A 25,143-nucleotide genomic window follows, 5' to 3' on the forward strand; every position below is an offset into this window, starting at 1 on the left:
TGCAAGACCGGTCTCTATGCCTACCCTGCGCACGTTCCTCGCCACTGCCCTGCTGGGCCTGACCCTTTGTGTCGGCACCGTTCACGCGGCCGACCCGCCCAGCGCCGACGCCATCCAGCAAACCCTGGACAAGTTGCCCGACCGCAAGCTGCCCGACGCCGACATGAAGGCCCTGCAGACCATCCTGCAGCAGACCCTGACGTACCTGGGCAACAAGCAGGATTACGAGCAGCGCCTGGTCGACCTCAAACGCCAGCTGGAAGACGCGCCGCGCCAGACCGCTGATAACCAGCGCGAACTGACCCGGCTCAAGGCCACCAAAATCGTCCCGGTCGCCCAGCGCTACGCCACTTTGCCGGTGCCGCAGCTTGAGCAGTTGCTGGTGCAGCGCACCACCCAGCAAGGCGACCTGCAAAAAGAACTGGCCGACGCCAACAGCCTGTCCATTGCCGCCCAGACCCGCCCCGAGCGCGCCCAGACCGAGATCAGCAGCAGCCAGACGCGCATCCTGCAGATCAATTCGATCCTCAAGGCCGGCAAAGACAACGGCAAAACCCTCAGCGGCGACCAGCGCAACCAGCTCAACGCCGAACTCGCGGCCCTTAGCGCGCTGATCCCCCTGCGCCGCCAGGAACTGGCCGGCAACAGCCAACTGCAAGACCTGGGCAACAGCCAGCACGACCTAGTGATGGAGAAAACCGCGCGCCTGGAACAAGAGATCCAGGACCTGCAGACCCTGATCAACCAGAAGCGCCTGGCCCAGTCCCAACAAACGGTGACCCAACAGTCCATCGAAGCGCAAAAGGCCGGCGGCAGCAGTCTGCTGGCCACCGAGAGCGCAGCCAACCTGAAGCTGTCCGATTACCTGCTCAAAAGTACTGACCGCCTCAACGACCTGACCCAGAAGAACCTGAAAACCAAGCAGCAACTCGACACCGTGACCCAGAGCGACTCGGCCCTGGACGAGCAGATCAACGTGCTCAAGGGCAGCCTGCTGCTGTCCAAGATCCTCTATAAACAGAAACAGGCCTTGCCGCGCCTGACAGTAGACCGCGACCTGGCGGACGACATTGCCAACATTCGCCTGTACCAGTTCGAGGTCAACCAGCAACGTGAACTGATCAGCTCTCCCAGCGCCTATGTGGATAACTTGCTGGCCAACCAGTCGCCGGAAGACGTCACCCCGCAGTTGCGCCGCACCTTGCTGGAACTGGCGATCACCCGCAGCGACCTGCTGGAGCGCCTGAGCCGCGAGCTGAGCGCGCTGCTCAACGAATCCATCACGCTGCAACTGAACCAGAAACAACTGCTCAGCACCGCCACTACCCTGCGGGCGACGCTGGATGAGCAGATGTTCTGGATCCCCAGCAACAAGCCGCTGGACACCGAATGGCTGGAAACGGTCCCGGCGCACCTGAGCAAACAAGTCGCCACCTTGCCCTGGGCTTCCAGCGTCAGCGAACTGTATGACGGCCTGACCCAGCGCCCGCTGCTGTTCCTGCCCCTGCTGCTGTTGATTGGTGCCCTGCTGTGGCGCCGTAAAAACCTGTATCAGCGCCTGAACAAGGTGCACCTGGACATCGGCCACTTCAAACGTGACAGCCAGTGGCACACGCCACAGGCCATCCTGATCAATATCCTGCTGGCGATGCCGGTGTCCCTGGGTTTGGCGCTGTGCGGCTACGCGTTGCAGATCGACGCTCGTGGGCAAAACGCCAACCTCGGCTCGGCCCTGCTGCAGATCGCCCAGGCCTGGCTGGTGTTCTATACCGCTTATCGCATCCTGGCGCCGGGCGGCGTGGCCGAACTGCACTTCCGCTGGGAAAAGCCCCAGGTCGAATTCCTGCAAGGTTGGGTGCGCAAGCTCGGGTTAGTGGTGCTGGCGCTGGTGGCCGTGGTGGCCATCGCTGAACACCAACCGGCGGCGCTCGCCGACGACGTGCTGGGTATCGGCGTGGTACTGACCTGCTACGCGCTGATGGCCTGGCTGCTCGGCCGCCTGTTGCTCAACAGCCCCACTCATGAAAAGGCTTCGCTGTTTCGCAAGGCCGTGGGCCTGTTGTTTACCGCGCTGCCGGTCGCGCTGTTTATCGCCGTGTGCTTTGGCTACTACTACACCGCGCTCAAGCTCAGCGATCGCCTGATCAACACCCTGTACCTGCTGATGTTCTGGCTGGTGATCGAAGCCACCTTCGTTCGCGGCCTGGGCGTTGCCGCCCGGCGCCTGGCCTACGCGCGCGCCCTGGCCAAACGCCAAGCCGCCAAGGAAGCCGGCGACGGCGAAGCGGTGATCGAAGAACCGACCCTGGACATCGAACAGGTCAACGAACAGTCCATGCGCCTGATCCGCCTGGCCTTGCTCGGCGGCTTCATCGCGGCGTTGTACTGGGTGTGGTCGGACCTGATCTCGGTATTTTCGTATCTGGATAACGTCACGCTGTACGAATACACCAGCGGTACCGGCGCCAATATCAGCATGGTCCCCATCAGCATCGGCGACTTGCTCGGCGCCTTGATCATTATCGGCATCACCTTCGCGCTGGCGCGCAACCTGCCCGGCCTGCTCGAAGTCCTGGTGCTGTCCAAGCTGGACCTGGCCCAGGGCAGCGCCTATGCGACGACTACGTTGCTGTCGTATGTGATTGCCGGCGTCGGTTTCGTCTCCACCCTGTCCACCCTCGGCGTGAGCTGGGACAAGTTGCAATGGTTGGTGGCGGCGCTGTCGGTGGGGTTGGGCTTCGGCATGCAGGAGATTTTCGCCAACTTCATTTCCGGCATCATGATCCTGTTCGAGCGCCCGGTGCGGATCGGCGACACCATCACCATCGGCAACCTGTCGGGCACGGTGAGCAAGATCCGCATCCGCGCCACTACGATCACTGACTTTGATCGCAAGGACATCATTGTCCCGAACAAGACCTTCATTACCGGGCAACTGATCAACTGGTCGCTGACCGACACCATCACCCGCGTCACGTTGAAGCTGGGTGTGGACTACGGCTCCGACCTGGACCGCGTGAAGGAACTGCTGCTCAAGGCCGCCCGCGACAACCCACGGGTACTCAAGGAGCCGGAGCCCCATGTGTACTTCCTCAACTTCGGCGAAAGCACCCTCGACCACGAACTGCGCATGCACGTGCGCGACCTCGGCGACCGTAACCCGGTGATCGACGAAGTGAACCGCTTTATCAATCGCGAGTTCAAGAAAGAGCACATCAACATCTCGTTCCGCCAGATGGAGGTCTACCTCAAGAACCTCCACGGCCAGGAATACAAATTGGTGGAGGTCGACACCCCGGCCAAGCCCGCCAACGACGGCGGTGTGCAGGAACCGCCGCCGAGCAAACTCGACTAACGCCGTTATCCCCAGCAGAATGCTCGGACATTCTGCTGGAGATGGCCGGTGAAAGCCCTCGACGAACTGACCTTCGACAACCGCTTCGCACGCCTGGGCGACGCGTTCTCGACCCACGTATTGCCTGAGCCCCTCGACGCACCGCGCCTGGTCGTGGCGAGCACGGCCGCCATGGCCCTGCTCGATCTTGATCCCGCCGTTGCCGAAACACCGGTGTTCGCCGAGCTGTTCGGCGGCCACACGCTGTGGGCCGAGGCCGAACCGCGGGCGATGGTCTATTCCGGGCATCAGTTCGGTGGCTACACCCCGCAACTGGGCGATGGCCGCGGGTTGTTGCTGGGCGAGGCGTACAACGAGGCCGGCGAGCACTGGGACCTACATCTGAAGGGCGCCGGGATGACGCCTTACTCACGGATGGGCGATGGGCGCGCGGTATTGCGCTCGTCCATCCGCGAGTTCCTGGCCTCCGAAGCACTGCACGCGCTGGGCATCCCCAGCAGCCGTGCGCTGTGCGTGATCGGCTCCGACACCCCCGTGTGGCGCGAGAAGCAGGAGCGCGGCGCGATGGTGTTGCGCATGGCGCACAGTCATATCCGCTTCGGCCATTTCGAATACTTCTACTACACCAAAAAGCCCGAGCAGCAGGCACTCTTGGCCGAGCATGTACTGAACCTGCACTACCCCGAGTGCCGTGAACAACCTGAGCCGTACCTGGCGATGTTCCGTGAAATCGTCGAGCGCAACGCCGAACTGATCGCAAAATGGCAGGCTTATGGCTTCTGCCATGGCGTGATGAACACCGACAACATGTCGATCCTGGGCATCACGTTCGACTTCGGGCCGTTTGCGTTCCTGGATGACTTTGACGCGCATTTCATCTGCAACCACTCCGACCATGAAGGGCGTTACTCCTTCAGCAACCAAGTGCCGATTGGGCAGTGGAACCTCAGTGCATTGGCACAGGCGTTGACGCCGTTTATCAGCGTCGATGCTTTGAAAGAAGCGCTGGGCTTATACCTGCCGCTGTATCAGGCCAATTACCTGGATTTGATGCGCCGCCGCTTGGGGCTGACCACCGCCGAAGACGATGACCAGAAGCTGGTGGAGCGCTTGTTGCAACTGATGCAGAACAGCGGCGTGGATTACACCCTGTTCTTCCGCCGCCTGGGGGATGAATCGGCGGCGCCGGCGGTGACGCGACTGCGCGATGACTTTGTCGACCTGGCCGGGTTTGATGCCTGGGCTGAGCAGTACAAGGCCCGTGTTGTGCGGGATGGGGAATATAGCCAAGAGCAACGCCGTGAGCGGATGCACGCAGTGAACCCGCTGTACATCCTGCGCAACTACCTCGCGCAGAACGCCATCACTGCAGCCGAGTCAGGGGATTACAGCGAAGTCCGGCGGCTGCACGAGGTGCTGTCCAAGCCGTTTGAGGAGCAAGCGGGGATGGAGCAATACGCACAGCGGCCGCCGGATTGGGGCAAACACCTGGAAATCAGCTGTTCCTCATAGGCGCTGTAGTGGGCGGGCTTGTCTTGCGCGGTTCGGGGCTGCATTTACCTTGATAAATGTCAGCGTCGGCTCCAAATTGGACTTATTGGCCATACCCTAGGAGCCCTCCCGATGTCCGAACCGCTTGTAATCCCCTGCCCCCATTGCAACGGCCTTAACCGCATCCCCGGCGAACGCCTGAGTGACGCGCCCAAATGCGGGCGCTGCAAGCAGCCGGTGTTGTTGAGCAAGCCTTTCGAACTGAAACAGGGCGACTACGCCAGCCAGATTAAGGGCGACCTGCCGTTGCTGGTGGATGTGTGGGCCGACTGGTGCGGGCCGTGCAAGTCGTTCGCGCCGGTGTTTGAGCAGGCGGCCGGACAGTTGCAGGGCAAGTGCCGATTGGCCAAGCTCGACAGCGAGGCCAATCAGCAGCTGTCGGCGCAGTTGGGGATTCGCTCGATTCCCAGTTTGATTCTGTTCAAGAACGGCCGCGAAGTGGCGCGTCAGAGCGGGGCGTTTCCGTTGCCGCAGTTGATGAACTGGTTGCGTAGCCAGGGCGTGTAACGCGGTCAAATGTGGGAGCGGGCTTGCCTGCGATGGCAGTGTTGAATTCACTACAGCTATCGCAGGCAAGCCAGCTCCCACATGGACCGTGTTTCAGCCTCAGGTTAGTGGGGCTTCGCGGTCCATCATCTGGCCGACCAGCATTACGCCGAGTTCGCTCAATTGGTGAATGGCCAAGGCCACGTCGCGGTGTTCGCCGCTGAGGTCGTTGGACAGGTTGAGCAACAAGGTGCGGACGGAGGAGAAGGTTTCGTAGCTGTTGAGGACGAGGGTTTCGGTGGGGAGGTTGGGCGCCACATTGAAAAGACGAATAGACATGCATTTGTTCCCTGATAGGGCCACCACCTTTTCGCTACTAAACGAAGGGCGGTAGCTGTACGCAGGTTAGTAGACCGGGGAACAAAGCAAAGACCGGCGCACCCGAAAGTGCCCTGCGCACAGCCACCATCATATAGGCGATATGCCGCCATGCTTTGGGAGCGGTGTAACTGCTTTGGTCGGTTGGGCTACTAAACCCGATCACTGAACATTCAGCGACCCGGGAACCTTAGAGACGCCCACCCAGACGCACAAGCCGGGCGATTCTGGCTTACCTGTAGGCAACGTTACAAGGCACAACCCCTATTGCCAGACCCGTCCTACAGCCCCCGTGGGGCACATCCAACTCCAGCTGCAGGAATGCGATACACATGTGGGAGCGGGCTTGCTCGCGAATGCGGTGTCTCAGTCTGTACATCTGAAACTGACACACCGCATTCGCGAGCAAGCCCACTCCCACAAGGGTTTTGTGTTGTCGTTCAGATCACGCGTTTTCCAACAGGTTATGCAGCTCGACAAACTGCTGCGTCAGCTTATGCCGTGGGTCCAGGTGGATCAGGGGCTTGTTCTCCTGGTGCGACTCGCGCATGCGCACCGAGCTGGCCAGGTACACCGGTAACACCGGCAGGCCCTCGGCAATCAACTCCTCCAGCATCTGCTGTGGCAGACTCGCCCGCGCCTGGAACTGGTTGACCACGATGCCTTCCACTTCTAGGCCTTCGTTATGGTCTTCCTTCAGTTCTTCAATCTCAGCCAGCAGGCCATACAGGGCTTGGCGCGAGAAGCTGTCGCAATCGAAGGGGATCAGTACACGATCAGCGGCAATCAGCGCCGAAACCGCATAAAAATTCAATGCTGGCGGGGTGTCCAGGTAAATCCGGTCGTAATCTTCGCTCAGCTCATCCAACAGCTTTCGCAGCTTGTTGATCTTGTGCTTGGCCTCGAGCTTGGGCTGCAGGTCCGCCAGTTCGGCGGTGGCGGTGATCACATGCAGGTTGTCGAAGGGCGTCTCGTAGATATCTACTCGGTTTTTCTTCGAAAAAGGCCCGGAAGACAGGGTCTGCTTGAAAAATTCGGCAATGCCCATCGGTATATCGTCGCCGGTCAGCCCAGTGAGGTACTGGGTTGAGTTGGCTTGTGCATCGAGGTCCACCAACAGGGTTCGATAGCCTTCGCTGGCGCTGACTGCCGCCAGGTTGCAGGCAATGCTGGACTTGCCAACGCCGCCTTTTTGATTGAACACCACGCGCCGCATGGAAAAACCTCCGTGTATCAATGAATGCTCGAGTGTAGAGGGCTTAAGCGAATGTTCGCTACCTCGTTCATCCACCCCCGACAAACGAACAGGAAGGGTCTGACAATCCAAATCGGCGAGGGGTAAAGGACAATCCGTAAATAATCCCAACCAAATTGTAATCAGCCGTGAACAATTTTTTACCAATATTTGCTAGAACCCCACGGCACCGGGATAATGCGCACCACTCGGCTATTGCTCCCTGTCCCGGTATTCGGGGCCAAAAGCCGCACATGGAAGCCCGCAGGGGCGGGATAACTTCTCAGTGATCACTTTCAACATCGCCCAATGGCGCGCCTGGGCCCCAGGGCTTGATAGCGTGGACGACTGGCGCGCCTGGTGCCAGGCCCCGGTGTTACTCCCTGCCAGCGATGCCTGCCCTGACGTGTCATTTTTGCCGGCCATGCAACGCCGCCGCCTGAGCCGCCTGGCGCGCATGGCCTTCAGCGTGGGCTGGCCACTGGCCGAGAGCCTGCAGGACCTGCCGTTGGTGTTTATTTCCCGACACGGCGAGACCCCGCGCACCCTCGATATTCTCAGCGATCTGGCCAACGAGCAGCCGCTGTCGCCGACCCAGTTCAGCCTGTCGGTGCACAACGCGGTGATTGGCCTGTGGTCGATCTTGCGCAATGAAACCAGCGAAATGACAGCCCTCGCGGCCGCAGGTGACGGCCTGGAGCACGGCATGCTCGAAGCGGCGGCCTTGCTCAACGAAGGCGCACCCGCGGTCTTGCTGGTCATCACCGAAGAACAGCCGCCCGAAGCCTACGCCAGCTGGATTGTGGACGTGCCGTTTCCCTATGCCCTTGGTCTGCTGCTGACGCCGGGCGACGAGTGGCAGTTGGAACTGAGCAGCGCCAGTGTCCAACTCACTCAAACCCAGTGGCCCCACGCCCTGAACCTGCTGCGCACCCTGCTCACCGAACAGGTCGCCTGCCAACATGCCTGGAAGAACCGTGTATGGAACTGGCAACGCAAGCCCTGAACGACAAACCTCGGGATGCCTATTACTGGCGCCTGTTCGCCACCGCCGCCAGCTTCGCTCTGTTCGGCTTCGGTGGCCTGTGCCTGCGTTTGCTGGTGTTCCCGTTGCTCAGTTGCCTGCCAGGGGACGCTGCAAAACACCGCAGCCGCGCCCGCCATACGATCAGTTGGCTGTTCTGGTTCTTTATCCGCCTGATGCAGCGCGCCGGCGTGCTCACCTACAGCGTCGAAGGCACGGAAAAACTCGGCCGCCCAGGCCAGATGATCATCGCCAACCACCCGTCGCTGATCGACGTGGTGTTCCTGATCGGCTTGGTGCGCCAGGCCAACTGCGTGGTCAAGCAGAGCCTGTGGCAGAACCCCTTCACCCGTGGGCCGGTGCGCGACGCGGGTTATATCAGCAACGACGGCAGTGCCGAAATGCTCGATGCGGCGGCTGATGCCCTGCGTGGCGGCCAAACCCTGATCATCTTTCCCGAAGGCACCCGCACCACACCCGGCGCAGCGCCTGCCTTTCATCGCGGCGGCGCCGCCATTGCGCTGCGCGGTGCGACAATCATCACTCCCGTGGTGATCAAGGTCAGCCCCACGACGCTGACCAAGGCCGAACCCTGGTATCGCATCCCAAAATGCCGCGTGCACTTCAGTTTGCGGGTGGGTGCCGATATAGAACCACAGGCGTTCGCAACACTGGGGCCCCCACCCCAGGCCTCACGCAAGCTCAACGATTACCTGCATCACTATTTTATTAAGGAGCTCGCCGAAGATGAGCGACCAACACCGCCTTGAGCACGACATAAAGATGCTGATCATCGAGGCCTTGGGCCTGGAAGACATCAGCGTCGACGACATCGGTAGCGAGCAAACCCTGTTCGGCGAAGGCCTCGGCCTGGATTCGGTAGACGCCCTGGAATTGGGCCTGGCGATCCAGAAAAAGTACGGCATCAAGATCGACGCCGACGCCAAGGACACCCGCAATCACTTCACCAACGTGGCCAGCCTTGCGGCGTTCGTCACGGCCAGACAGGCAGCTTGAGACCGGACCATGCAAACTCGTGACGATATTTTCAACACCTTGCGCGACGCCTTGGTGGAACTGTTTGAACTGCCGCCGGAACGCGTCACCCTTGACGCCAACCTTTACCAGGACCTGGAAATCGATAGCATCGACGCCGTCGACTTGATCGACCATATCAAGCGCCAAACCGGCAAGAAGATCGCCGCCGAAGAATTCAAGGCCGTGCGTACCGTGAACGACGTGGTTGAGGCGGTGTACCGTCTGGTCCAGCCGGCCGCATGAGCCGGCTGATCGGCCTTGGCCTGTTGTTGGCGGGGCTGCTGTACCCCTTTGCGGTGTATTACGGCACCGAACACTTCGCACCGTGGCAATTCGGGCTGCTGCTGGGCGGCCTGTGGCTGCTGCGCACGCTGACCGGTGCGCGACGCCCCGGCAGCCGCTGGATGGCGTTGGCCGTGATGGTGTTCTGCCTGTTGCTGGCCTGGTTCGACAACCCGCACCTGCTGCGCTGGTACCCGAGCCTGGTCAGCGGGTTTATGTTGGCGCTGTTCGGCCTGAGTCTCAAATACGGCCCGCCGATGGTCGAGCGCCTGGCGCGCATGACCGACCCGGTGTTGCCCGCGCAAGCCATTGTGTATACCCGCCAGGTCACCGTGGTGTGGAGTGTGTTTTTTCTGTGTAATGGCCTGCTCGCCGCCGCCCTCACCCTGTGGGCGCCGCTGAGCTGGTGGACGTTGTACAACGGCCTGATCGCCTACGGGCTGATGGGGCTGTTGTTTGCCGTGGAATGGCTGGTACGACAAAGGGTTCGAGGCCGCGTATGAATGGGTTGAAACTTGAGCACTTGCTGCTTGAGCCGCTGGAACAGCGTCCGGTCACCACCGAACCTGCAATGGATCATGCCCAGCTGTGGGCGCAGTCCTTGAGCCTGGCCGCAGGCCTGCAAGCGCGCGGCATCCAGCGCCTGGCCGTGTACCTGGAAGATGCAGGCCTGCTGGCGATTGCCCTGCTGGGCGCCTGGCGCGCCGGGGTCAGCGTGCTGCTGCCCGCCGACCTGCAACCTCAGACCCGTCAGCGCTGGGACGCCGCCGTTGACGCCTGGCTGACCGAAGCAGCTGACCTGGACGCACTGTTTCAAACACCACTGAGCCCCGCCGCCCTCGATCTGGACAGCTGCCAACTGAGCCTGTGCACCTCCGGCTCCAGCGGCGAGCCCAAGCGCATCGACAAGACACTGCGCCAGCTGGCTAATGAAGTCGAGGCACTGGAAACCCTGTGGGGCCCGGACCTAAAAGACGCGTGCATCATCGGCAGCGTTGCCACTCAACATATCTACGGCTTGCTGTTCCGAGTGCTCTGGCCGCTGTGCGCCGGGCGTACCTTTGTGCGCAAGCAACTGGCCTTCCCCGAAGATTTGCAGCGCGCCAGCCGCGAGCACACGCATTTTGCCTGGGTCGCCAGCCCGGCGCTGCTCAAGCGCATGGGCGACAACCTCGACTGGCCGGCGCTAAGCCAAGTGTCACGGGTGTTTTCCTCCGGCGGCGCACTGCCCGTGGAAGCCGCCGGCAGCCTTTATGACCGCTTGCAGCAATGGCCGACAGAGATCCTCGGCAGTTCGGAAACCGGCGGTATCGCCTGGCGCCAGGGTGCGCAGCCTTGGCAGCCGTTTGCCGACGTGCACCTGAGCCAGGATGCCGACGGCGCCCTGCGCATTGCTTCACCGTATCTGCCTGAAGGGCACATCGAACAAACCGCCGACGCTGCACGTATCCATGCCGATGGCCGCTTCGAGCTGCTGGGTCGTCTGGATCGCATCGTCAAGCTGGAAGAAAAACGCATCTCCCTGCCCATGCTGGAACACGCGCTGATGACCCACCCGTGGGTCGCGGAAACCCGCCTGGGGGTGGTGCAGGAAAACCGCGCGTCCCTTGGCGCCCTGGTGGTGCTGAGTGACGAGGGCCTGCATGCGCTGCGCAATCAGGGCCGTCGCACGCTCACGCAAACCCTGCGCCAACACTTGAGCCAACATTGCGAAGCCCTGGCACTGCCGCGGCGCTGGCGGTTACTGCGCCAGCTGCCCCTGAACAGCCAGGGCAAACTGCCCCAGGCGCAAGTCGAGGGGCTCTTGTTGGCATCACGACCGAAAGCCCCGGAAGTACTGGAGCAGGTCGAAGCCAATGGCGAATGGACCTTGCAACTGAGCGTCCCGCCAGACCTGGCCTACTTCAGCGGGCACTTCCCGGTCACCCCCGTGTTACCGGGGGTGGTGCAGGTGGAGTGGGCATTTAATCTGGGTCAGCAGTTGCTCGACTTGCCGGCAACGTTTGCCGGGATGGAAGTACTCAAGTTCCAGCAACTGGTGCGGCCAGGCGACGCTATCGAATTGCATCTGCGGTTTGATGCGCAACGCGGCAAGTTGTATTTCGCCTATCGCAACGGTGTTGCGGCCTGCTCCAGCGGTCGGATTGTGCTGGAGAGCGTCAATGCATAACCCCTGCGCCCTGATCCCGGTCTACAACCACGAAGCGGCCGTGCCCGCCGTGGTCCGCAGCCTGTTGAACAGTGGCCTGCCTTGCCTGTTGGTCGACGACGGCAGCAGCCCGGCCTGCGCAGCGGTTCTGGCGCAACTGGCGACGATCGACAACGTCACCCTACTGACCTTGCCCACCAACCAGGGCAAGGGCGGTGCAGTGATGGCCGGGTTCCGCGAAGCCGCACGCCTGGGCTTCAGCCACGCCCTGCAAGTCGACGCCGACGGCCAACACGACCTGCGCGAAGTCGAGACCTTCCTCGACACCTCGCGCCGTCACCCCGATGCCATTATCTGCGGCTACCCCGAATACGACGACAGTGTGCCCAAAGGCCGCCTGTATGCGCGCTACCTGACCCACGTGTGGGTGTGGATCAACACCTTGTCGCTGCAGATCCGCGACTCGATGTGCGGCTTTCGCGTGTACCCGCTGACACCGGTGCTGGCGCTGATGGACTCGGCCTACATCGGCACGCGCATGGACTTCGACTCCGACATTCTGGTGCGCCTGGCCTGGCGCAACCAGCCAATGCGCTGGCTGCCGACCCAGGTGCACTACCCCGCCGACGGCCTGTCGCACTTCCGGTTGTTTCGTGACAACGTGCGCATTTCAGCCATGCACACCCGGTTGTTTTTCGGCATGTTGGTGCGGGCGCCGATGATCCTGTGGCGACGGTGGCAGGCATGAGCGACAGCAGCAAACACTGGGCCGACCGCGAGGAACGTGGCAGTTATTGGCTGATGAAGCTCACCGCCTTCGCCGCCAAAGTCCTCGGCCGCCGTTTGTTGAGCCCGGTGCTGTACGGCATCGTCCTGTACTTCTTCCTGTTTGGCCGCACCGCGCGCCAGAGCGCCTGGCAATACCAACAGCGCCTGGCCGACTGGAGCGGGCGCGATGAACTGCGCCCCACTCACTGGAAAGTCTTTGGTCAGTTCATGGCGTTTGCCGACTCGCTGCTCGACAAACTCGACGTGTGGAACGGCAAGCTGCGCCTGGAGCAGATCGAGATCAACGACCCGGCGCAGTTGCGCGGACAACTGCGCGGCGAACGCGGGCAGATGCTGGTGGGCGCGCACCTGGGCAACCTGGAAGTGTGCCGCGCTCTTGCCGAGATTGGCGAGCAGGTCACCATGAACGTGCTGGTGCACACCAAGCACGCCGAGCAATTCAATCGCCTGCTGGGCGAAGCCGGGGCGACCCATTTGCGCCTGATCCAGGTCAGCGAGCTGGACCCGGCCACCATGCTGCTGCTCAGCCAGCGTCTGGACGACGGCGAGTGGCTGGCGATTGCCGGCGACCGCGTGCCGCTGCACGGCGGGCGCACGGTGCGCGTAGACTTCCTCGGCCATGACGCCGCCTTCCCCCAAGGCCCGTGGCTGCTGGCCGGTTTGCTCAAGTGCCCGGTAAACCTGCTGATGTGCCTCAAGCACAACAGTCGCTATCGCCTGAGCATTGAGCCTTTCGCCGACATGATCGAATGGAAACGCAATACCCGCGAGCAGATCATAGCCCTGTGGACCGCGCGCTACGCCGCGCGCCTGGGCCAGTTCTGCCTGGAAGCGCCCCAACAATGGTTCAACTTTTACCCTTTCTGGAAGACCGATGACGACGCATCTTGAGCCGGTAACCTTTGGCGAACGCGCCTTGCGCATCGAAGACGTGCTGGCCCTGGCCAACCGTCAGGCGCCGACCCAATTGCAGAGCGATGCCGCGTATCGCCAGCGCATTGCCAAGGGCGCGCAGTTCCTCGACTCGCTGCTGGACAAGGAAGGCGTGATCTACGGCGTGACCACCGGCTACGGCGATTCCTGCGTGGTGGCGGTGCCGTTGCAGCACGTCGAGGCCTTGCCCCGTCATCTGTACACCTTCCACGGGTGCGGCCTGGGCAAGTTGCTCGACGCCCAAGCCACCCGCGCCGTGCTGGCCGCGCGTTTGCAGTCGCTGTGCCACGGTGTTTCCGGTGTGCGCGTGGAGTTGCTGGAGCGCCTGCATGCGTTCCTCGAACACGACGTGCTGCCGTTGATCCCGGAAGAAGGCTCGGTGGGTGCGAGCGGTGATCTGACGCCACTGTCCTACGTGGCGGCGACCCTGTCCGGCGAACGCGAAGTGATGTTCCGTGGCGAACGCCGCCAGGCGATCGACGTGCACCGTGAGTTGGGCTGGGAACCGCTGGTCCTGCGCCCCAAGGAAGCCCTGGCGCTGATGAACGGCACCGCGGTGATGACCGGCCTGGCCTGCCTGGCCTTCGCCCGCGCCGACTACCTGCTGCAACTGGCAACGCGCATCACCGCGCTGAACGTGGTGGCGTTGCAAGGCAACCCGGAACACTTCGACGAGCGCCTGTTCGCCGCCAAGCCGCACCCGGGGCAGATGCAAGTCGCCGCGTGGTTGCGCAAGGACCTGGCGATCGATGCGCCAACCGCGCCGCTGCACCGTCTGCAGGATCGCTATTCGTTGCGCTGTGCGCCCCACGTCCTCGGCGTACTGGCCGACAGCCTTAACTGGCTGCGCTCGTTCATCGAGATCGAGCTCAATAGCGCCAACGACAACCCGATCATCGACGCCGAAGAAGAACGCGTGCTGCACGGTGGGCACTTCTACGGCGGGCATATCGCTTTCGCCATGGACAGCCTCAAGACACTGGTGGCCAACGTCGCCGACCTGCTCGACCGTCAGCTCGCGTTGCTGGTGGACGTGCGCTACAACCACGGCCTGCCGAGCAACCTCTCCGGCGCGCCGGCCGACCGCGCGATGATCAATCACGGCTTCAAGGCCGTACAGATCGGTACCAGCGCCTGGACCGCCGAGGCATTGAAAAACACCATGCCGGCCAGCGTGTTCTCGCGCTCTACCGAGTGCCACAACCAGGACAAGGTAAGCATGGGCACCATCGCCGCCCGCGATGCGATCCGCGTGCTGGAACTGACCGAACAGGTCGCCGCCGCCACGCTGCTCGCCGCCAACCAGGGCGTGTGGCTGCGGGCCCAGGCAGAGGATGCACGGCCGTTACCGCCAGCACTGGCGGCGATGCACGAAGCACTGGCCAAGGACTTCCCGCCGGTCATCGAAGACCGTGCGCTGGAAGGCGAATTGCGCCTGTGCCTGCAACGTATCGCCGAGCAACACTGGAGGCTGCATGCGTAACCAAGGCGTGCTGCATTGCGACACTGAAATCCTCGTGCCGTTTTTTGACGTCGACACCATGAACGTCGTCTGGCACGGGCATTACGTGAAGTACCTGGAAGTCGCGCGCTGCGCGTTGCTGGACAAGATCGGCCACAACTACACGGCGATGCTCGAGTCGGGCTACGCCTGGCCGGTCATCGACATGCAACTGCGCTACGTGCGCGGCGCCGTGTTCGGCCAGACGATCAACGTGCGCGCCAGCCTGGTGGAGTGGGAGAACCGCTTGAAGGTCAATTACCTGATCACCGACCTGGCCAGCGGCGAGCGCTTGACCCGCGCCAGCACCGTGCAAGTCGCCGTAGAAATCGCCAGCCGCGAGATGCAGCTCGCCTCCCCCAAAGTCTTCACCGACACCGTAGAAAGGGCTTTGAAATGAGGTCACATGTGGGAGGGGGCTTGCCCCCGATGGACGTCAACGATAACGCGATCCGCCTGACACTACGCGGCGCCCTCAGGCTCTTCGCGAGCAAGCCCGCTCCCACCTTGATCGCGTTAATCCTGCTATTGGGCATTCCAAGTCTGGCCCATGCCTTCGACTTGCAGCAGCTGAGCGACCAACTTGCAAAACCCTCAGTGATCCACGGCAGCTTCACCCAGGAAAAACACCTGCGTGCCCTGCCCCAACCCTTGGTCAGCAAAGGCTCCTTCGTCCTCGCCAAGGACCACGGCCTGCTGTGGCTGCTGAAAACCCCGCTGCAACAGGACTACCGCATCAGCCCCCAGGGCATTGCCCGCCGCGACACCAATGGCTGGCAACTGCTGCCGAACAAGAGCGCCGGCGCCGAGCAGAACCGTCTGTTCCTCGCCGTGCTCCAGGGCGACAGCAGCGGCTTGCAGCGTGACTTCGAATTGCAGCTGCAAGGCGAGGCCAAACAGTGGAAGCTCACGTTGATCCCGCGCTCACTGTTGCTCAAGCAAGTCTTCACCCAGATCAACATCGACGGTGGTGACTTGGTGCAAACCATCGAACTGCTGGAAACCCAAGGCGACAGCACCGTGCTGCGTATGCAGGACAGTACCGCCAGCCAGCCATTGAGCGACGCGGAGCAACACGACTTTGCCCAGTGAACGCCTGCTGCCGCGCCTGTTCCTGATCCTGCTGGTCGCGGTGCTCGCCCTGGCCGGCTGGCAGTGGCGCCATGGCGCGCCGTTGTCCGCCAACCTGATGGAGCTGGTGCCGGGCAACACGCCGGACGCCCTGGAGCAGCAAGCGGAACAGCGTATGCAGGAGCCGCTGAACCGCGAGCTGCTGGTATTGGTAGGCCATGCCGACCGCCAGCAAGCCGTGGCCGTCGCGCAGCAATTGGGCGAACACTGGCAGGCCAGCGGGTTGTTTGAAAAAGTGCAGTGGAACCTGCAAGCCGATTTGCCGGCGCTGCGCGAGCAATTGCTGCGCGGTCGCCTGGCGATGCTCTCGGCCAAGGACCGCGAGCAACTGATCGAGCACCCCGACGCGTTTATCCAGGAGCGCGTGCAAGCCCTCTTCGACCCCTTTACCGGCTTCAGTTTGGTGCCAAGCCAGGATGACTGGCTGGGCCTCACCGGGCGTATCCAGAACAGCCAGCCGCAACAGGGTTCGGTGCAGTTGGATATCGGCAGCGGCGCACTGATCGCCGATGCCGACGGCAAGAGCTGGGTGCTGCTGCGTGCGCGCACCACCGGCAATGCCTTCGACATGAAACTGCCGCTGCAGGTGGCGGATCTGCTTCAGGCCAGTCGCACCCAAGCCAGCGCACACGGTGCGCAACTACTGGCAGCCAGCGGCTTGCTGTACGCCGCCAATGGTCAGCAGCAAGCCACGCGGGAAATCACCTGGGTCGGCGGCGGCGCTACCGTCGGCATCCTGTTGTTACTGTTGCTCGCATTCCGCCGCTGGCGCGTGTTGCTGGCCTTTGTGCCGGTGCTGGTGGGCATGCTGTTTGGCGCGGTGGCCTGTGTAGCGCTGTTCGGGCATATGCATGTGATGACCTTGGTGCTCGGTTCCAGCCTGATCGGCGTAGCGGTGGATTACCCGCTGCACTACCTGTCGAAAAGCTGGAGCATGCGCCCATGGCGCAGCTGGCCGGCGTTGCGCCTGACCTTGCCCGGCCTGAGCCTGAGCCTGGCGACCAGTTGCATCGGTTACCTGGCGCTGGCCTGGACGCCATTCCCGGCGTTGACGCAAATCGCGGTGTTCTCCGCTGCCGGCCTGGTCGGCGCCTACCTGTCCGCCGTGTGCCTGTTGCCGGCGCTGCTCAAAGGCGTCGAGTTGCGCCCGGCGCAGTGGCCGCTGCGCATCGCTGAATGCCTGTGGCGGGTGCGCGAATCGCTGCTCAAGCGCGTACCGAGCCCCGTACTGCTGGCGCTGGTGCTGCTGTTTTGCGCCGGTGGGCTGTGGCACCTCAACAGCAAAAACGATATCCGCCAATGGATCGGCGCGCCGCCGCAATTGCTGGAAGAAGCACAGGCCGTCGCGCGGATTACCGGGTTCCAGCCCACCAGCCAGTTTTTCCTGGTGCGGGCGCAGGATGAGCGGCAGTTGCTGGAGCGCCAAAGCGCACTGGCGCAGCGCCTGGATCAATTGGTGAACATGGATAAGCTCAAGGGCTATCTGGCGCTCAATCAACTGGTCAGCCTGCCCGCCGAGCAGCAACAACTGCGTGATGCCTTGAACACACTGACGCAACACTGGCAGCCATTGCTGGCCCTTGGCGTACCGGCCAGCGCCCTGCAAGCCGAGGTGACGCAACTGCAAGCGTTGCCTACGCAAACTATCGAGGCCGCACTGGTAGGCCCATTGGCCGAGCCTTGGCGCACCTTGTGGCTGGGCCCGGTGGACGGCGGCGTGGCGGCGATGGTCAGCCTGCAAGGCCTGAACAACCCGGCGCTGCTGCGGGTGCAAGCGGTGGATTTACCCGGCGTGCAACTGGTGGACCGCCTGGGTGACTTGAACCGGGTGTTCGCCGACACACAGATCAGCGCGGCAGAACTGAAGTTGATGTCCTGCGTGTTGATCGTACTGTTGCTGATCCTGCCGTTCGGCTTCGGCGGTGCCTTGCGCATCGTCGCGCTGCCGCTGCTTGCTGCGCTGTGCAGCCTGGCCAGCCTCGGTTGGCTGGGCCAGCCGCTGACGCTGTTCAGCCTGTTTGGCCTGCTGTTGGTCACGGCGATCAGCGTCGACTACGCGATCCTGATGCGCGAGCAGATTGGCGGCCCTGCGGTCAGTCTATTGGGAACATTGTTGGCAGCGCTGACAACCTGGTTGTCGTTTGGTCTGCTGGCCGTATCCAGTACACCGGCAGTGAGTAATTTCGGCTTATCGGTCAGCCTGGGACTGGCATTCAGCTTTATGCTGGCACCCTGGGCCGGGCAACAGAAACACGCCTTATGAATGTGATTATCGCCAATGTGGCAAGGAGCCCTCGTGCCCATAGTTGAAATGGAACGTCGCCAGGTGGTGGTGATCGGTGCCGGTCCGTCCGGGGCCATCGCCGCCGCGCTGTTAAAGCGCAAAGGGCATGATGTATTGATCATCGAGCGCCAGCATTTCCCGCGGTTCTCGATCGGCGAAAGCCTGCTGTCCCACTGCATCGACTTCATCGAAGAAGCGGGCATGCTCGAAGCGGTACAGGCCGCAGGGTTTCAGGTGAAAACGGGTGCAGCGTTCGCCTGGGGCGAGCGCTACAGCGCCTTTGATTTCAGTGACACCTTCAGCAACGGCAAGCCCACCACCTTCCAGGTGCAGCGCGGCGAGTTCGACAAGCTGCTGGCCGATCAAGCCGCGCTGCAAGGCGTGGAGATTCGCTACGGCGAGACCCTCGTCGGCGTGGACTTCAAGGGCGAATCCCGTTACCTGCATGTACGCCGTGAGAACGGTAGCGAGTACCACCTCAAGGCCAAGTTCGTGCTCGATGCCAGCGGCTATGGCCGCGTGCTGCCGCGTCTGCTGGACCTGGATCTGCCGTCCGACTTTCCTGTGCGCCAGGCCGTGTTCACCCACGTCGAAGACCGCATCGAACATCCTGGCTTCGACCGTAACAAGATTCTGGTGACCACACATCCGACCCAGCGTGACATCTGGTTCTGGACCATCCCGTTCAGCAACGGTCGCTGCTCGGTGGGCGTGGTCGCGGCCAAGGAACATTTCGACGGCCGCGATGGTGACCTCGATGCCTGCCTGCGCGGCTTTATCGAGGAAACCCCAAGCCTGTCCAGCGTGCTGCAAAACGCCGTGTGGGATACGCCCGCGCGCACCATCGGCGGCTACGCGGCCAACGTCAAAACCCTGCACGGGCCGGGCTTTGCATTGCTGGGCAATGCGGCGGAATTCCTCGACCCGGTGTTTTCCTCCGGGGTGACCATCGCCATGCGCTCGGCGAGCATGGCCGCTGGCGTGCTGCATCGTCAGCTCAAAGGCGAAACCGTGGACTGGGAGAGCGAATTTGCAGCGCCGTTGAAACGTGGCGTGGACACCTTCCGCTGCTACGTCGAGGGTTGGTACGCCGGGACCTTCCAGGATGTGATCTTCCATCCGGACAGTTCGCCGGAGATTCGCCGGATGATCTGTTCGATCCTCGCCGGTTACGCGTGGGATGAGCGCAACCCGTTTGTGAGCGAGCCCAAGCGCCGGTTGCGGATGTTATCGGAGATTTGTGCGAGTGAGCCGGTATGAGCAGTCAGTACCTGAGTAAAAACTACGTCGAAGAGACCAAGTTCGGCTTTTGGTTCCTGCGCAGCCACACCTGGCAGCACCATGTGCTGCGCGTGGCGATCAACGACCTGCGTAGCCTGTTTACCGACTCCTTGCCAGAAGCGCCGGTACTGCTGGACGCCGGTTGTGGCCAGGGCAAATCGTTCCAGTACTTGCAGCAGGTGTTCGCCCCCGCGCGCCTGATCGGCCTGGATGCCGACCCGCACAGCCTGGAACTGAGCCGTGAAGAAGCCAAGCGCCAAGGCTTGGCCATCGAGCTGATCGGCAGCGACTGCGCCACCTTGCAAGTGCCGGACGAAAGCGTCGATATCCTGTTCTGCCACCAGACCTTCCACCACCTGGTGGAACAGCACCGCGCACTCAAGGAGTTCTACCGCGTGCTCAAGCCGGGTGGTTATCTGCTGTTTGCCGAATCCACCGAAGCCTATATCGACACCTGGGTGATCCGCTGGCTGTTCCGCCACCCGATGCATGTGCAGAAAAGCGCCGAAGAGTACCTGGAGATGATCCGCGAGCAGGGTTTTGAATTCGGCCCGCAACACGTCTCGTATCCATACCTGTGGTGGAGCCGTTCCCGCGATTTCGGCCTGCTGGAACGCTGGGGCCTGCGCAAGGCGCCACCGGTAGGCCAGCGTGAGGAAACGTTGGTCAACTGTGTGGCACGCAAACCTCTGGCGAGCGCTGCCCCATGATGCGCACGTGGTTGATCGCCTGCCTGTTGCTGCTGAGCGCCTGCGCCAGCCAACCGCCGCTGCCCGAGAAAACCCCAACCCTGGCCTTGCCGGTGCAACTGCATGTGCAGCGCCTGGCCGATGGCCAGAGCCAGGACTGGCTGCTGGTGATCCAGCGCGAAGGCGGCGGCATTCGGTGGTCGATGATGGACCCGCTGGGCATCCCCCAGGCCCGCCAAAAACTGATCGATGGCAAATGGCAGGCCGATGGCTTGCTGCCGCCCAACCCCCAGGCGCGTGAGCTGTTTGCCGCGTTGCTGTTTGCCTTGACCTCGGCGGATGACGTGCGCGCGCTCTACCCCAGCGCCCAGGCCATGGACCTGACGCGCACCCTGCCGGGGCATTGGCAGATTGTGTATCAATCGTCCGAGGTCTTCAGCGTGAACATCACCGGCCAGCCCTTGAGCTACCGCATCACGCCGCTCGGAGCCGCCCGATGAGCGCCTACCTCAACGCGCTGGGCGTGATCTGCGCCCTTGGCCGTGGCCAGGATGAAGTCAGCCGTAACCTGTTTGCCGGTGACTGCAGCGGGATGCGCGCCGAAAGCGGCTGGGTGCCGGAGCGCGTATTACCGGTGGCCGGTGTACACGGCGAGCTGGCGACCATCCCCGCCGAGCTGGGCCAGCAAAGCAGCCGCAATAACCAGTTGCTACTGGAAGCCGCGTTGCAGATCGAGGGCGCGATCCGCCAGGCGATCCACACCTACGGCGCTTCGCGGGTCGGCATTGTGCTCGGCACCAGCACCTCGGGCATCGACGAGGCCAGTCGTGGCATCGCCCACTTCCTGCGGGAACAGCAATTCCCCGGCGACTACGACTACCAGCAACAGGAACTCAGCGCGCCGGCAAATTTCCTCGCCGACTGGCTGCAACTGAGCGGCCCGGCTTATGTGATTTCCACCGCCTGCACCTCCAGCGCCCGCGCCTTGATGAGTGCCCAGCGCTTGTTGGACCTGGGCGTGTGCGATGCGGTGATCTGCGGCGGCGTCGACAGCCTGTGCAAGCTGACCCTCAACGGTTTCAGCTCATTGGACGCGGTGTCGAACGAACGCTGCAATCCGTTCTCGGTGAACCGCAACGGCATCAACATCGGCGAAGCGGCCGTGCTGTTTCTGATGAGCAAGGAGCGCGCGCCCATCGCCCTGCTGGGCAGCGGCGCCAGTTGCGATGCACACCATATCTCGGCGCCCGAGCCCACCGGCAAAGGCGCATTGCAGTCGATGCGCAAGGCCTTGGCCAGCGCCCAACTGCAGCCCGAGCAGATTGGTTACCTGAACCTTCACGGCACGGCGACCCAACATAACGACGCCATGGAAAGCCTGGCCGTCGCCAGCCTGTTCCCGGACGGCGTGGCCTGTTCGTCGACCAAACCCATGAGCGGCCACACCCTGGGCGCAGCCGGGGCGCTGGAAGCTGCGTTCTGCTGGTTGAGCCTGGCTCACAACCGCGTCCCTCCCCATGTGTGGGACGGCCAGGCCGACCCGGCACTCCCCGCTTTACAATGGGCGCAAGCTGCAGAACCCCTGGGAAAGCGCTGCCTGATGAGCAATTCGTTTGCCTTCGGCGGTAACAATGTCAGCCTGATAATCGGAGAGGCCCCATGATCGATTGGCCACTCGCCGAACTGCTGCCCCACGCGGGCGACATGATCCTGATCGACCAGGTGCTGTCGTTCGATGAAGAGCAGATCCACACCCGCATGACCGTCAAACCCGGCGGCCTGTTCAACCGCCCGGACGGCAGCCTGCCGGCCTGGGTCGGCATCGAGTTGATGGCGCAAAGCGTCGCCGCCTACGCCGGTTGCCGCGCGCGTCAGAAAGGCGAAGCCGTGGAGCTGGGCTTCCTGCTCGGCACACGTAAATTCGAGTGCAACGTGGATTGCTTCCCGACAGGCGCTGAGCTGGCGATCCACGGCCTGCGCTCCCTGGAAGACGACAACGGCATGGGTGTGTTCGAATGCCACCTGACCGGTGATGGAATCCAGGCCAGCGCCCGCTTGAATGTATTTCGACCGCCCCAGGCGGCTAACTATTTAGATGAATCGAAGGACGTAACGCCATGACTGAATCCGTACTGGTCACCGGCTCCAGCCGTGGCATCGGCCGCGCTATCGCCCTGCGCCTGGCCCAGGCCGGGCATGACATCGTGCTGCATTGCCGCAGCGGTCGTGCGGAAGCCGATGCAGTGCTGGCCGAGGTTGAAGCCCTGGGCCGCAAGGCGCGGGTGCTGCAGTTCGATGTGGCGGACCGTGCTGTGTGCAAAGCCATCCTGGAAGCCGATGTCGAGCAACATGGCGCCTATTACGGCGTGGTGCTCAACGCCGGACTGACCCGTGACGGCGCCTTCCCGGCCTTGTCGGAAGACGACTGGGACGTGGTGATGCGCACCAACCTCGACGGTTTCTACAACGTGCTGCACCCGGTGATGATGCCGATGATTCGTCGTCGCGCGGCCGGGCGTATCGTCTGCATCACCTCGGTTTCCGGTCTGATCGGCAACCGCGGCCAGGTCAATTACAGCGCCTCCAAAGCCGGCTTGATCGGTGCGGCCAAGGCCCTGGCCATCGAGCTGGGCAAACGCAAGATCACCGTCAACTGCGTCGCCCCGGGCTTGATCGACACCGCCATGCTGGATGAGAACGTGCCGGTGGAAGAACTGATGAAGATGATCCCGGCGCAGCGCATGGGTACGCCGGAAGAAGTGGCCGGCGCGGTGAATTTCCTGATGTCGGCCGAGGCAGGCTACATCACGCGCCAGGTCCTGGCCGTGAATGGAGGCCTGTGCTGATGAAGCGCGTTGTCGTCACCGGCATGGCCGGCATGACCTCCCTGGGCAGCGATTGGGACACCATCGCCGCCAACTTCCGCGCCAACCGCAGCGGCATTCGGCGCATGGACGAGTGGGACCGCTTTACCGAATTGAACACGCGCCTGGCCGGGCCGATCGACGATTTTGTCGTGCCCGCTCACTGGACACGCAAGCAACTGCGCAGCATGGGCCGGGTGTCACGCCTGGCGGTGTGGGCGGCGGAACAGGCGTTGCAGGACGCCGGCTTGCTCGGCGACGAGTCGATCAAGGACGGGCGCATGGGTGTGGCCTGCGGCTCGTCCACCGGCAGCACCGACGAGATCAAGGCGTTCGGCAACATGCTGCTGAACTCGGTGGCCGAGGGGCTGAATGCCAACTCCTATGTGCGCATGATGCCGCACACCACGGCGGCGAATATCAGCATCTTTTTTGGCCTGACCGGGCGGCTGATCCCCACCTCCAGCGCCTGCACCAGCGGCAGCCAGGGCATCGGCTATGCCTATGAAGCGATCAAGTTCGGCCGCTTGCCATTGATGCTCGCCGGCGGCGCGGAAGAGCTGTGCCCCACCGAAGCCATGGTGTTCGACGCGCTCTACGCCACCAGCCTGAAAAATGATGCGCCGCAGACCAGCCCGCGCCCCTACGACAGCGGCCGCGACGGGCTGGTGATCGGCGAAGGCGGCGGCATGCTGGTGCTCGAAGAACTGGAACATGCGTTGGCCCGTGGTGCGCATATCCACGCCGAACTGGTGGGCTTCGGCAGCAACGCCGATGGCCAGCACACTACCCGCCCGGAACAGAAAACCATGCGTCGTGCGATGGAACTGGCCCTGGAAGATGCCGGGCTTGAGCCTTCCGCGATCGGCTACGTAAACGGTCACGGCACAGCGACCGACCAGGGCGATATCGCCGAGACGTTGGCCACCAGCAGTCTGTTCGGCAGTCGCATGCCCATCAGCTCGCAGAAGAGTTTCCTCGGCCACACCTTGGGTGCATGCGGCGCGCTGGAGTCATGGTTCAGCATCGAGATGATGAACCGCGACCAGTACGTGCACACCTTCAACCTGGAGTCGGTAGACCCGCAATGCGGAGAGCTGGATTACCTGCAAGGTGAGTTCCGCGAGATGCACCACGACTACGTGATGAACAACAACTTTGCCTTTGGCGGCGTCAATACGTCGCTGATCTTCCGCCGCTGGTCCTGACTTTTTAATCGATTGGAGAATACGGAATGTCTTCCTTGCTGCGCGTCACCCTGATCACCCTGACCCTGCTGGTCACCGCCGGCTGCACCAGCAAGCCGATCCTCAACACCCAGCACGACCTGCCGGCCAACGCCCAGGTCAGCGAAGAAAAAATGAAAGCGGTGATCGTCAACGCCCTGCAAAAACGTGAATGGACGGTTCAACGCCTGAGCCCACAACTGGTGCAGGCCGAGATCACGGTGCGCAACCAGTATTACGCGGCCATCGACATTCGCTACACCCGCAACAGCTACGCGATCACCTACCGTGACAGCCGCGACCTCGGCTACAAGGACGGCAAGATCCATCGCAACTACAACCGTTGGGTGAACAACCTGGACAGCGACATCATGGCGGGGTTGCGCAGCAATGGCGTGAGTGGTGAGGCAGGGTCGGCGGCGCAGTTGTTTGAGCAGACGGGCAGTACCAAGCAGAACTGAGGTTGTCGCGCCCTCAGAAACGACAAAGGGCGCCTTTCGGGAACTCGGGCATATGCCTGAAGCAACCACAGATGGAAAACTGCGACGATCAAAGGTGGGAGCTGTCGAGCTTTAGCGAGGCTGCGATGCAGGCGCTGCGGTCTTGCAGATACGGCGCGGTGATCCTTTCGCAGCCTCGCTGAAGCTCGACAGCTCCCACCTCGATCTGCTTCGCGTTGAAGTACGCGTTCCTACTGAGCGGATTTACGCGTGCCGCAGCCATCGGCGTCTCACAAGCCACTTTCGGGAGCTCGGGCATATGCCTGAAGCAACCACAGTTGGAAAATTGCGACGATCAAAGGTGGGAGCTGTCGAGCTTTAGCGAGGCTGCGATGCAGGCGCTGCGGTCTTGCAGACACGGCGCGTTGATCCTTTCGCAGCCTCGCTGAAGCTCGACAGCTCCCACCTCGATCTGCTTCGCGTTGAAGTACGCGTTCCTACTGAGCGG

25 protein-coding genes are annotated in these 25,143 nt (G+C 62.5%); 23 read left to right on the forward strand and 2 right to left on the reverse strand.

From position 1 onward, the window contains the following. Window positions 1–16: 16 nt before the first annotated feature. The 3 genes from mscK (at window position 17) to trxC (ending at window position 5,413) form a co-directional block, all read left to right on the forward strand. Window positions 17–3,355 carry a mechanosensitive channel MscK gene (gene mscK / locus AB4O08_RS10405; RefSeq protein WP_010213705.1) on the forward strand — a complete coding sequence of 1,113 codons (3,339 nt, stop codon included), beginning with the start codon at window positions 17–19 and terminating at the stop codon, window positions 3,353–3,355. Window positions 3,356–3,403: 48 nt separating this feature from the next. Then, the gene (gene selO / locus AB4O08_RS10410; RefSeq protein ID WP_069672815.1) at window positions 3,404–4,867 is read left to right on the forward strand and encodes a protein adenylyltransferase SelO; all 1,464 of its coding nucleotides are present in this window, start codon (window positions 3,404–3,406) and stop codon (window positions 4,865–4,867) included. 111 nt (window positions 4,868–4,978) lie between these two features. Next, window positions 4,979–5,413 carry a thioredoxin TrxC gene (trxC, locus tag AB4O08_RS10415; RefSeq protein WP_010213707.1) on the forward strand — a complete coding sequence of 145 codons (435 nt, stop codon included), beginning with the start codon at window positions 4,979–4,981 and terminating at the stop codon, window positions 5,411–5,413. A gap of 99 nt (window positions 5,414–5,512) precedes the next feature. On the opposite strand, the gene AB4O08_RS10420 is transcribed toward trxC, so the two are convergent. Both AB4O08_RS10420 and AB4O08_RS10425 read right to left on the reverse strand, forming a co-directional pair. Further along, window positions 5,513–5,731 carry a DUF6124 family protein gene (locus AB4O08_RS10420; protein ID WP_010213708.1) on the reverse strand — a complete coding sequence of 73 codons (219 nt, stop codon included), beginning with the start codon at window positions 5,729–5,731 and terminating at the stop codon, window positions 5,513–5,515. Window positions 5,732–6,215: 484 nt separating this feature from the next. After that, window positions 6,216–6,986: a ParA family protein gene (locus AB4O08_RS10425; protein WP_010213709.1), complete on the reverse strand. Its 771-nt coding sequence runs from the start codon at window positions 6,984–6,986 to the stop codon at window positions 6,216–6,218. 304 nt (window positions 6,987–7,290) lie between these two features. Between AB4O08_RS10425 and AB4O08_RS10430 the strand changes: the two genes are divergently transcribed. From AB4O08_RS10430 to AB4O08_RS10525, 20 genes are read left to right on the forward strand one after another with little or no spacing between them, the layout of a single operon-like run. Next, entirely contained in the window at window positions 7,291–8,010 is a 720-nt protein-coding gene (locus tag AB4O08_RS10430; RefSeq protein WP_010213710.1) for a beta-ketoacyl synthase chain length factor, read from the forward strand. Beyond that, window positions 7,986–8,798, forward strand: a complete 813-nt coding sequence (locus tag AB4O08_RS10435) for a lysophospholipid acyltransferase family protein (RefSeq protein ID WP_010213711.1) — start codon at window positions 7,986–7,988, stop codon at window positions 8,796–8,798. Before AB4O08_RS10430 ends, AB4O08_RS10435 begins: the two co-directional genes overlap by 25 nt. Continuing rightward, complete coding sequence (locus AB4O08_RS10440) at window positions 8,776–9,045, forward strand: phosphopantetheine-binding protein (protein ID WP_010213712.1); 270 nt, start codon at window positions 8,776–8,778, stop codon at window positions 9,043–9,045. The genes AB4O08_RS10435 and AB4O08_RS10440 overlap by 23 nt, the downstream gene beginning before the upstream one ends. A 9-nt stretch (window positions 9,046–9,054) precedes the next feature. Beyond that, the gene (locus AB4O08_RS10445; RefSeq protein ID WP_003187949.1) at window positions 9,055–9,309 is read left to right on the forward strand and encodes an acyl carrier protein; all 255 of its coding nucleotides are present in this window, start codon (window positions 9,055–9,057) and stop codon (window positions 9,307–9,309) included. Further along, window positions 9,306–9,851: a COG4648 family protein gene (locus AB4O08_RS10450; RefSeq protein ID WP_010213716.1), complete on the forward strand. Its 546-nt coding sequence runs from the start codon at window positions 9,306–9,308 to the stop codon at window positions 9,849–9,851. The genes AB4O08_RS10445 and AB4O08_RS10450 overlap by 4 nt, the downstream gene beginning before the upstream one ends. Further along, a complete protein-coding gene (locus AB4O08_RS10455; RefSeq protein WP_021493271.1) occupies window positions 9,848–11,518 on the forward strand; it encodes an acyl-CoA synthetase family protein in 1,671 nt (556 codons plus the stop codon). The genes AB4O08_RS10450 and AB4O08_RS10455 overlap by 4 nt, the downstream gene beginning before the upstream one ends. Continuing rightward, the gene (locus tag AB4O08_RS10460) at window positions 11,511–12,245 is read left to right on the forward strand and encodes a glycosyltransferase family 2 protein (protein WP_010213719.1); all 735 of its coding nucleotides are present in this window, start codon (window positions 11,511–11,513) and stop codon (window positions 12,243–12,245) included. The genes AB4O08_RS10455 and AB4O08_RS10460 overlap by 8 nt, the downstream gene beginning before the upstream one ends. Next, on the forward strand, window positions 12,242–13,177 hold the full coding sequence (locus AB4O08_RS10465) for an LpxL/LpxP family acyltransferase (protein WP_010213720.1): 936 nt from the start codon (window positions 12,242–12,244) through the stop codon (window positions 13,175–13,177). Before AB4O08_RS10460 ends, AB4O08_RS10465 begins: the two co-directional genes overlap by 4 nt. Then, window positions 13,161–14,702: an HAL/PAL/TAL family ammonia-lyase gene (locus AB4O08_RS10470; protein ID WP_010213722.1), complete on the forward strand. Its 1,542-nt coding sequence runs from the start codon at window positions 13,161–13,163 to the stop codon at window positions 14,700–14,702. The genes AB4O08_RS10465 and AB4O08_RS10470 overlap by 17 nt, the downstream gene beginning before the upstream one ends. After that, a complete protein-coding gene (locus tag AB4O08_RS10475) occupies window positions 14,695–15,120 on the forward strand; it encodes an acyl-CoA thioesterase (RefSeq protein WP_010213724.1) in 426 nt (141 codons plus the stop codon). The genes AB4O08_RS10470 and AB4O08_RS10475 overlap by 8 nt, the downstream gene beginning before the upstream one ends. 29 nt (window positions 15,121–15,149) lie before the next feature. Beyond that, complete coding sequence (locus tag AB4O08_RS10480; protein WP_010213726.1) at window positions 15,150–15,812, forward strand: outer membrane lipoprotein carrier protein LolA; 663 nt, start codon at window positions 15,150–15,152, stop codon at window positions 15,810–15,812. Continuing rightward, window positions 15,802–18,114, forward strand: coding sequence for an MMPL family transporter (locus AB4O08_RS10485; RefSeq protein ID WP_010213728.1), 2,313 nt, complete (start codon window positions 15,802–15,804; stop codon window positions 18,112–18,114). The genes AB4O08_RS10480 and AB4O08_RS10485 overlap by 11 nt, the downstream gene beginning before the upstream one ends. A 33-nt stretch (window positions 18,115–18,147) precedes the next feature. Next, window positions 18,148–19,395: an NAD(P)/FAD-dependent oxidoreductase gene (locus AB4O08_RS10490; RefSeq protein ID WP_235364529.1), complete on the forward strand. Its 1,248-nt coding sequence runs from the start codon at window positions 18,148–18,150 to the stop codon at window positions 19,393–19,395. Then, window positions 19,392–20,126, forward strand: a complete 735-nt coding sequence (locus AB4O08_RS10495; protein WP_010213731.1) for a class I SAM-dependent methyltransferase — start codon at window positions 19,392–19,394, stop codon at window positions 20,124–20,126. The genes AB4O08_RS10490 and AB4O08_RS10495 overlap by 4 nt, the downstream gene beginning before the upstream one ends. Continuing rightward, entirely contained in the window at window positions 20,123–20,605 is a 483-nt protein-coding gene (locus AB4O08_RS10500; RefSeq protein ID WP_021493276.1) for a hypothetical protein, read from the forward strand. The genes AB4O08_RS10495 and AB4O08_RS10500 overlap by 4 nt, the downstream gene beginning before the upstream one ends. Then, entirely contained in the window at window positions 20,602–21,768 is a 1,167-nt protein-coding gene (locus tag AB4O08_RS10505; RefSeq protein WP_042571358.1) for a beta-ketoacyl-[acyl-carrier-protein] synthase family protein, read from the forward strand. Before AB4O08_RS10500 ends, AB4O08_RS10505 begins: the two co-directional genes overlap by 4 nt. After that, a complete protein-coding gene (locus AB4O08_RS10510; RefSeq protein ID WP_010213738.1) occupies window positions 21,765–22,226 on the forward strand; it encodes an ApeP family dehydratase in 462 nt (153 codons plus the stop codon). The genes AB4O08_RS10505 and AB4O08_RS10510 overlap by 4 nt, the downstream gene beginning before the upstream one ends. Further along, window positions 22,223–22,951 (forward strand): 3-oxoacyl-ACP reductase FabG, encoded by a 729-nt coding sequence (gene fabG / locus AB4O08_RS10515; protein ID WP_010213740.1) that lies wholly within the window; start codon window positions 22,223–22,225, stop codon window positions 22,949–22,951. Before AB4O08_RS10510 ends, fabG begins: the two co-directional genes overlap by 4 nt. Then, window positions 22,951–24,177 carry a beta-ketoacyl-ACP synthase gene (locus AB4O08_RS10520; protein ID WP_010213741.1) on the forward strand — a complete coding sequence of 409 codons (1,227 nt, stop codon included), beginning with the start codon at window positions 22,951–22,953 and terminating at the stop codon, window positions 24,175–24,177. The genes fabG and AB4O08_RS10520 overlap by 1 nt, the downstream gene beginning before the upstream one ends. Before the next feature lie 26 nt (window positions 24,178–24,203). After that, on the forward strand, window positions 24,204–24,656 hold the full coding sequence (locus AB4O08_RS10525; protein ID WP_021493278.1) for a hypothetical protein: 453 nt from the start codon (window positions 24,204–24,206) through the stop codon (window positions 24,654–24,656). Window positions 24,657–25,143 lie beyond the last annotated feature (487 nt).

Source organism: Pseudomonas sp. H3_E07 (genome assembly GCF_054668895.1).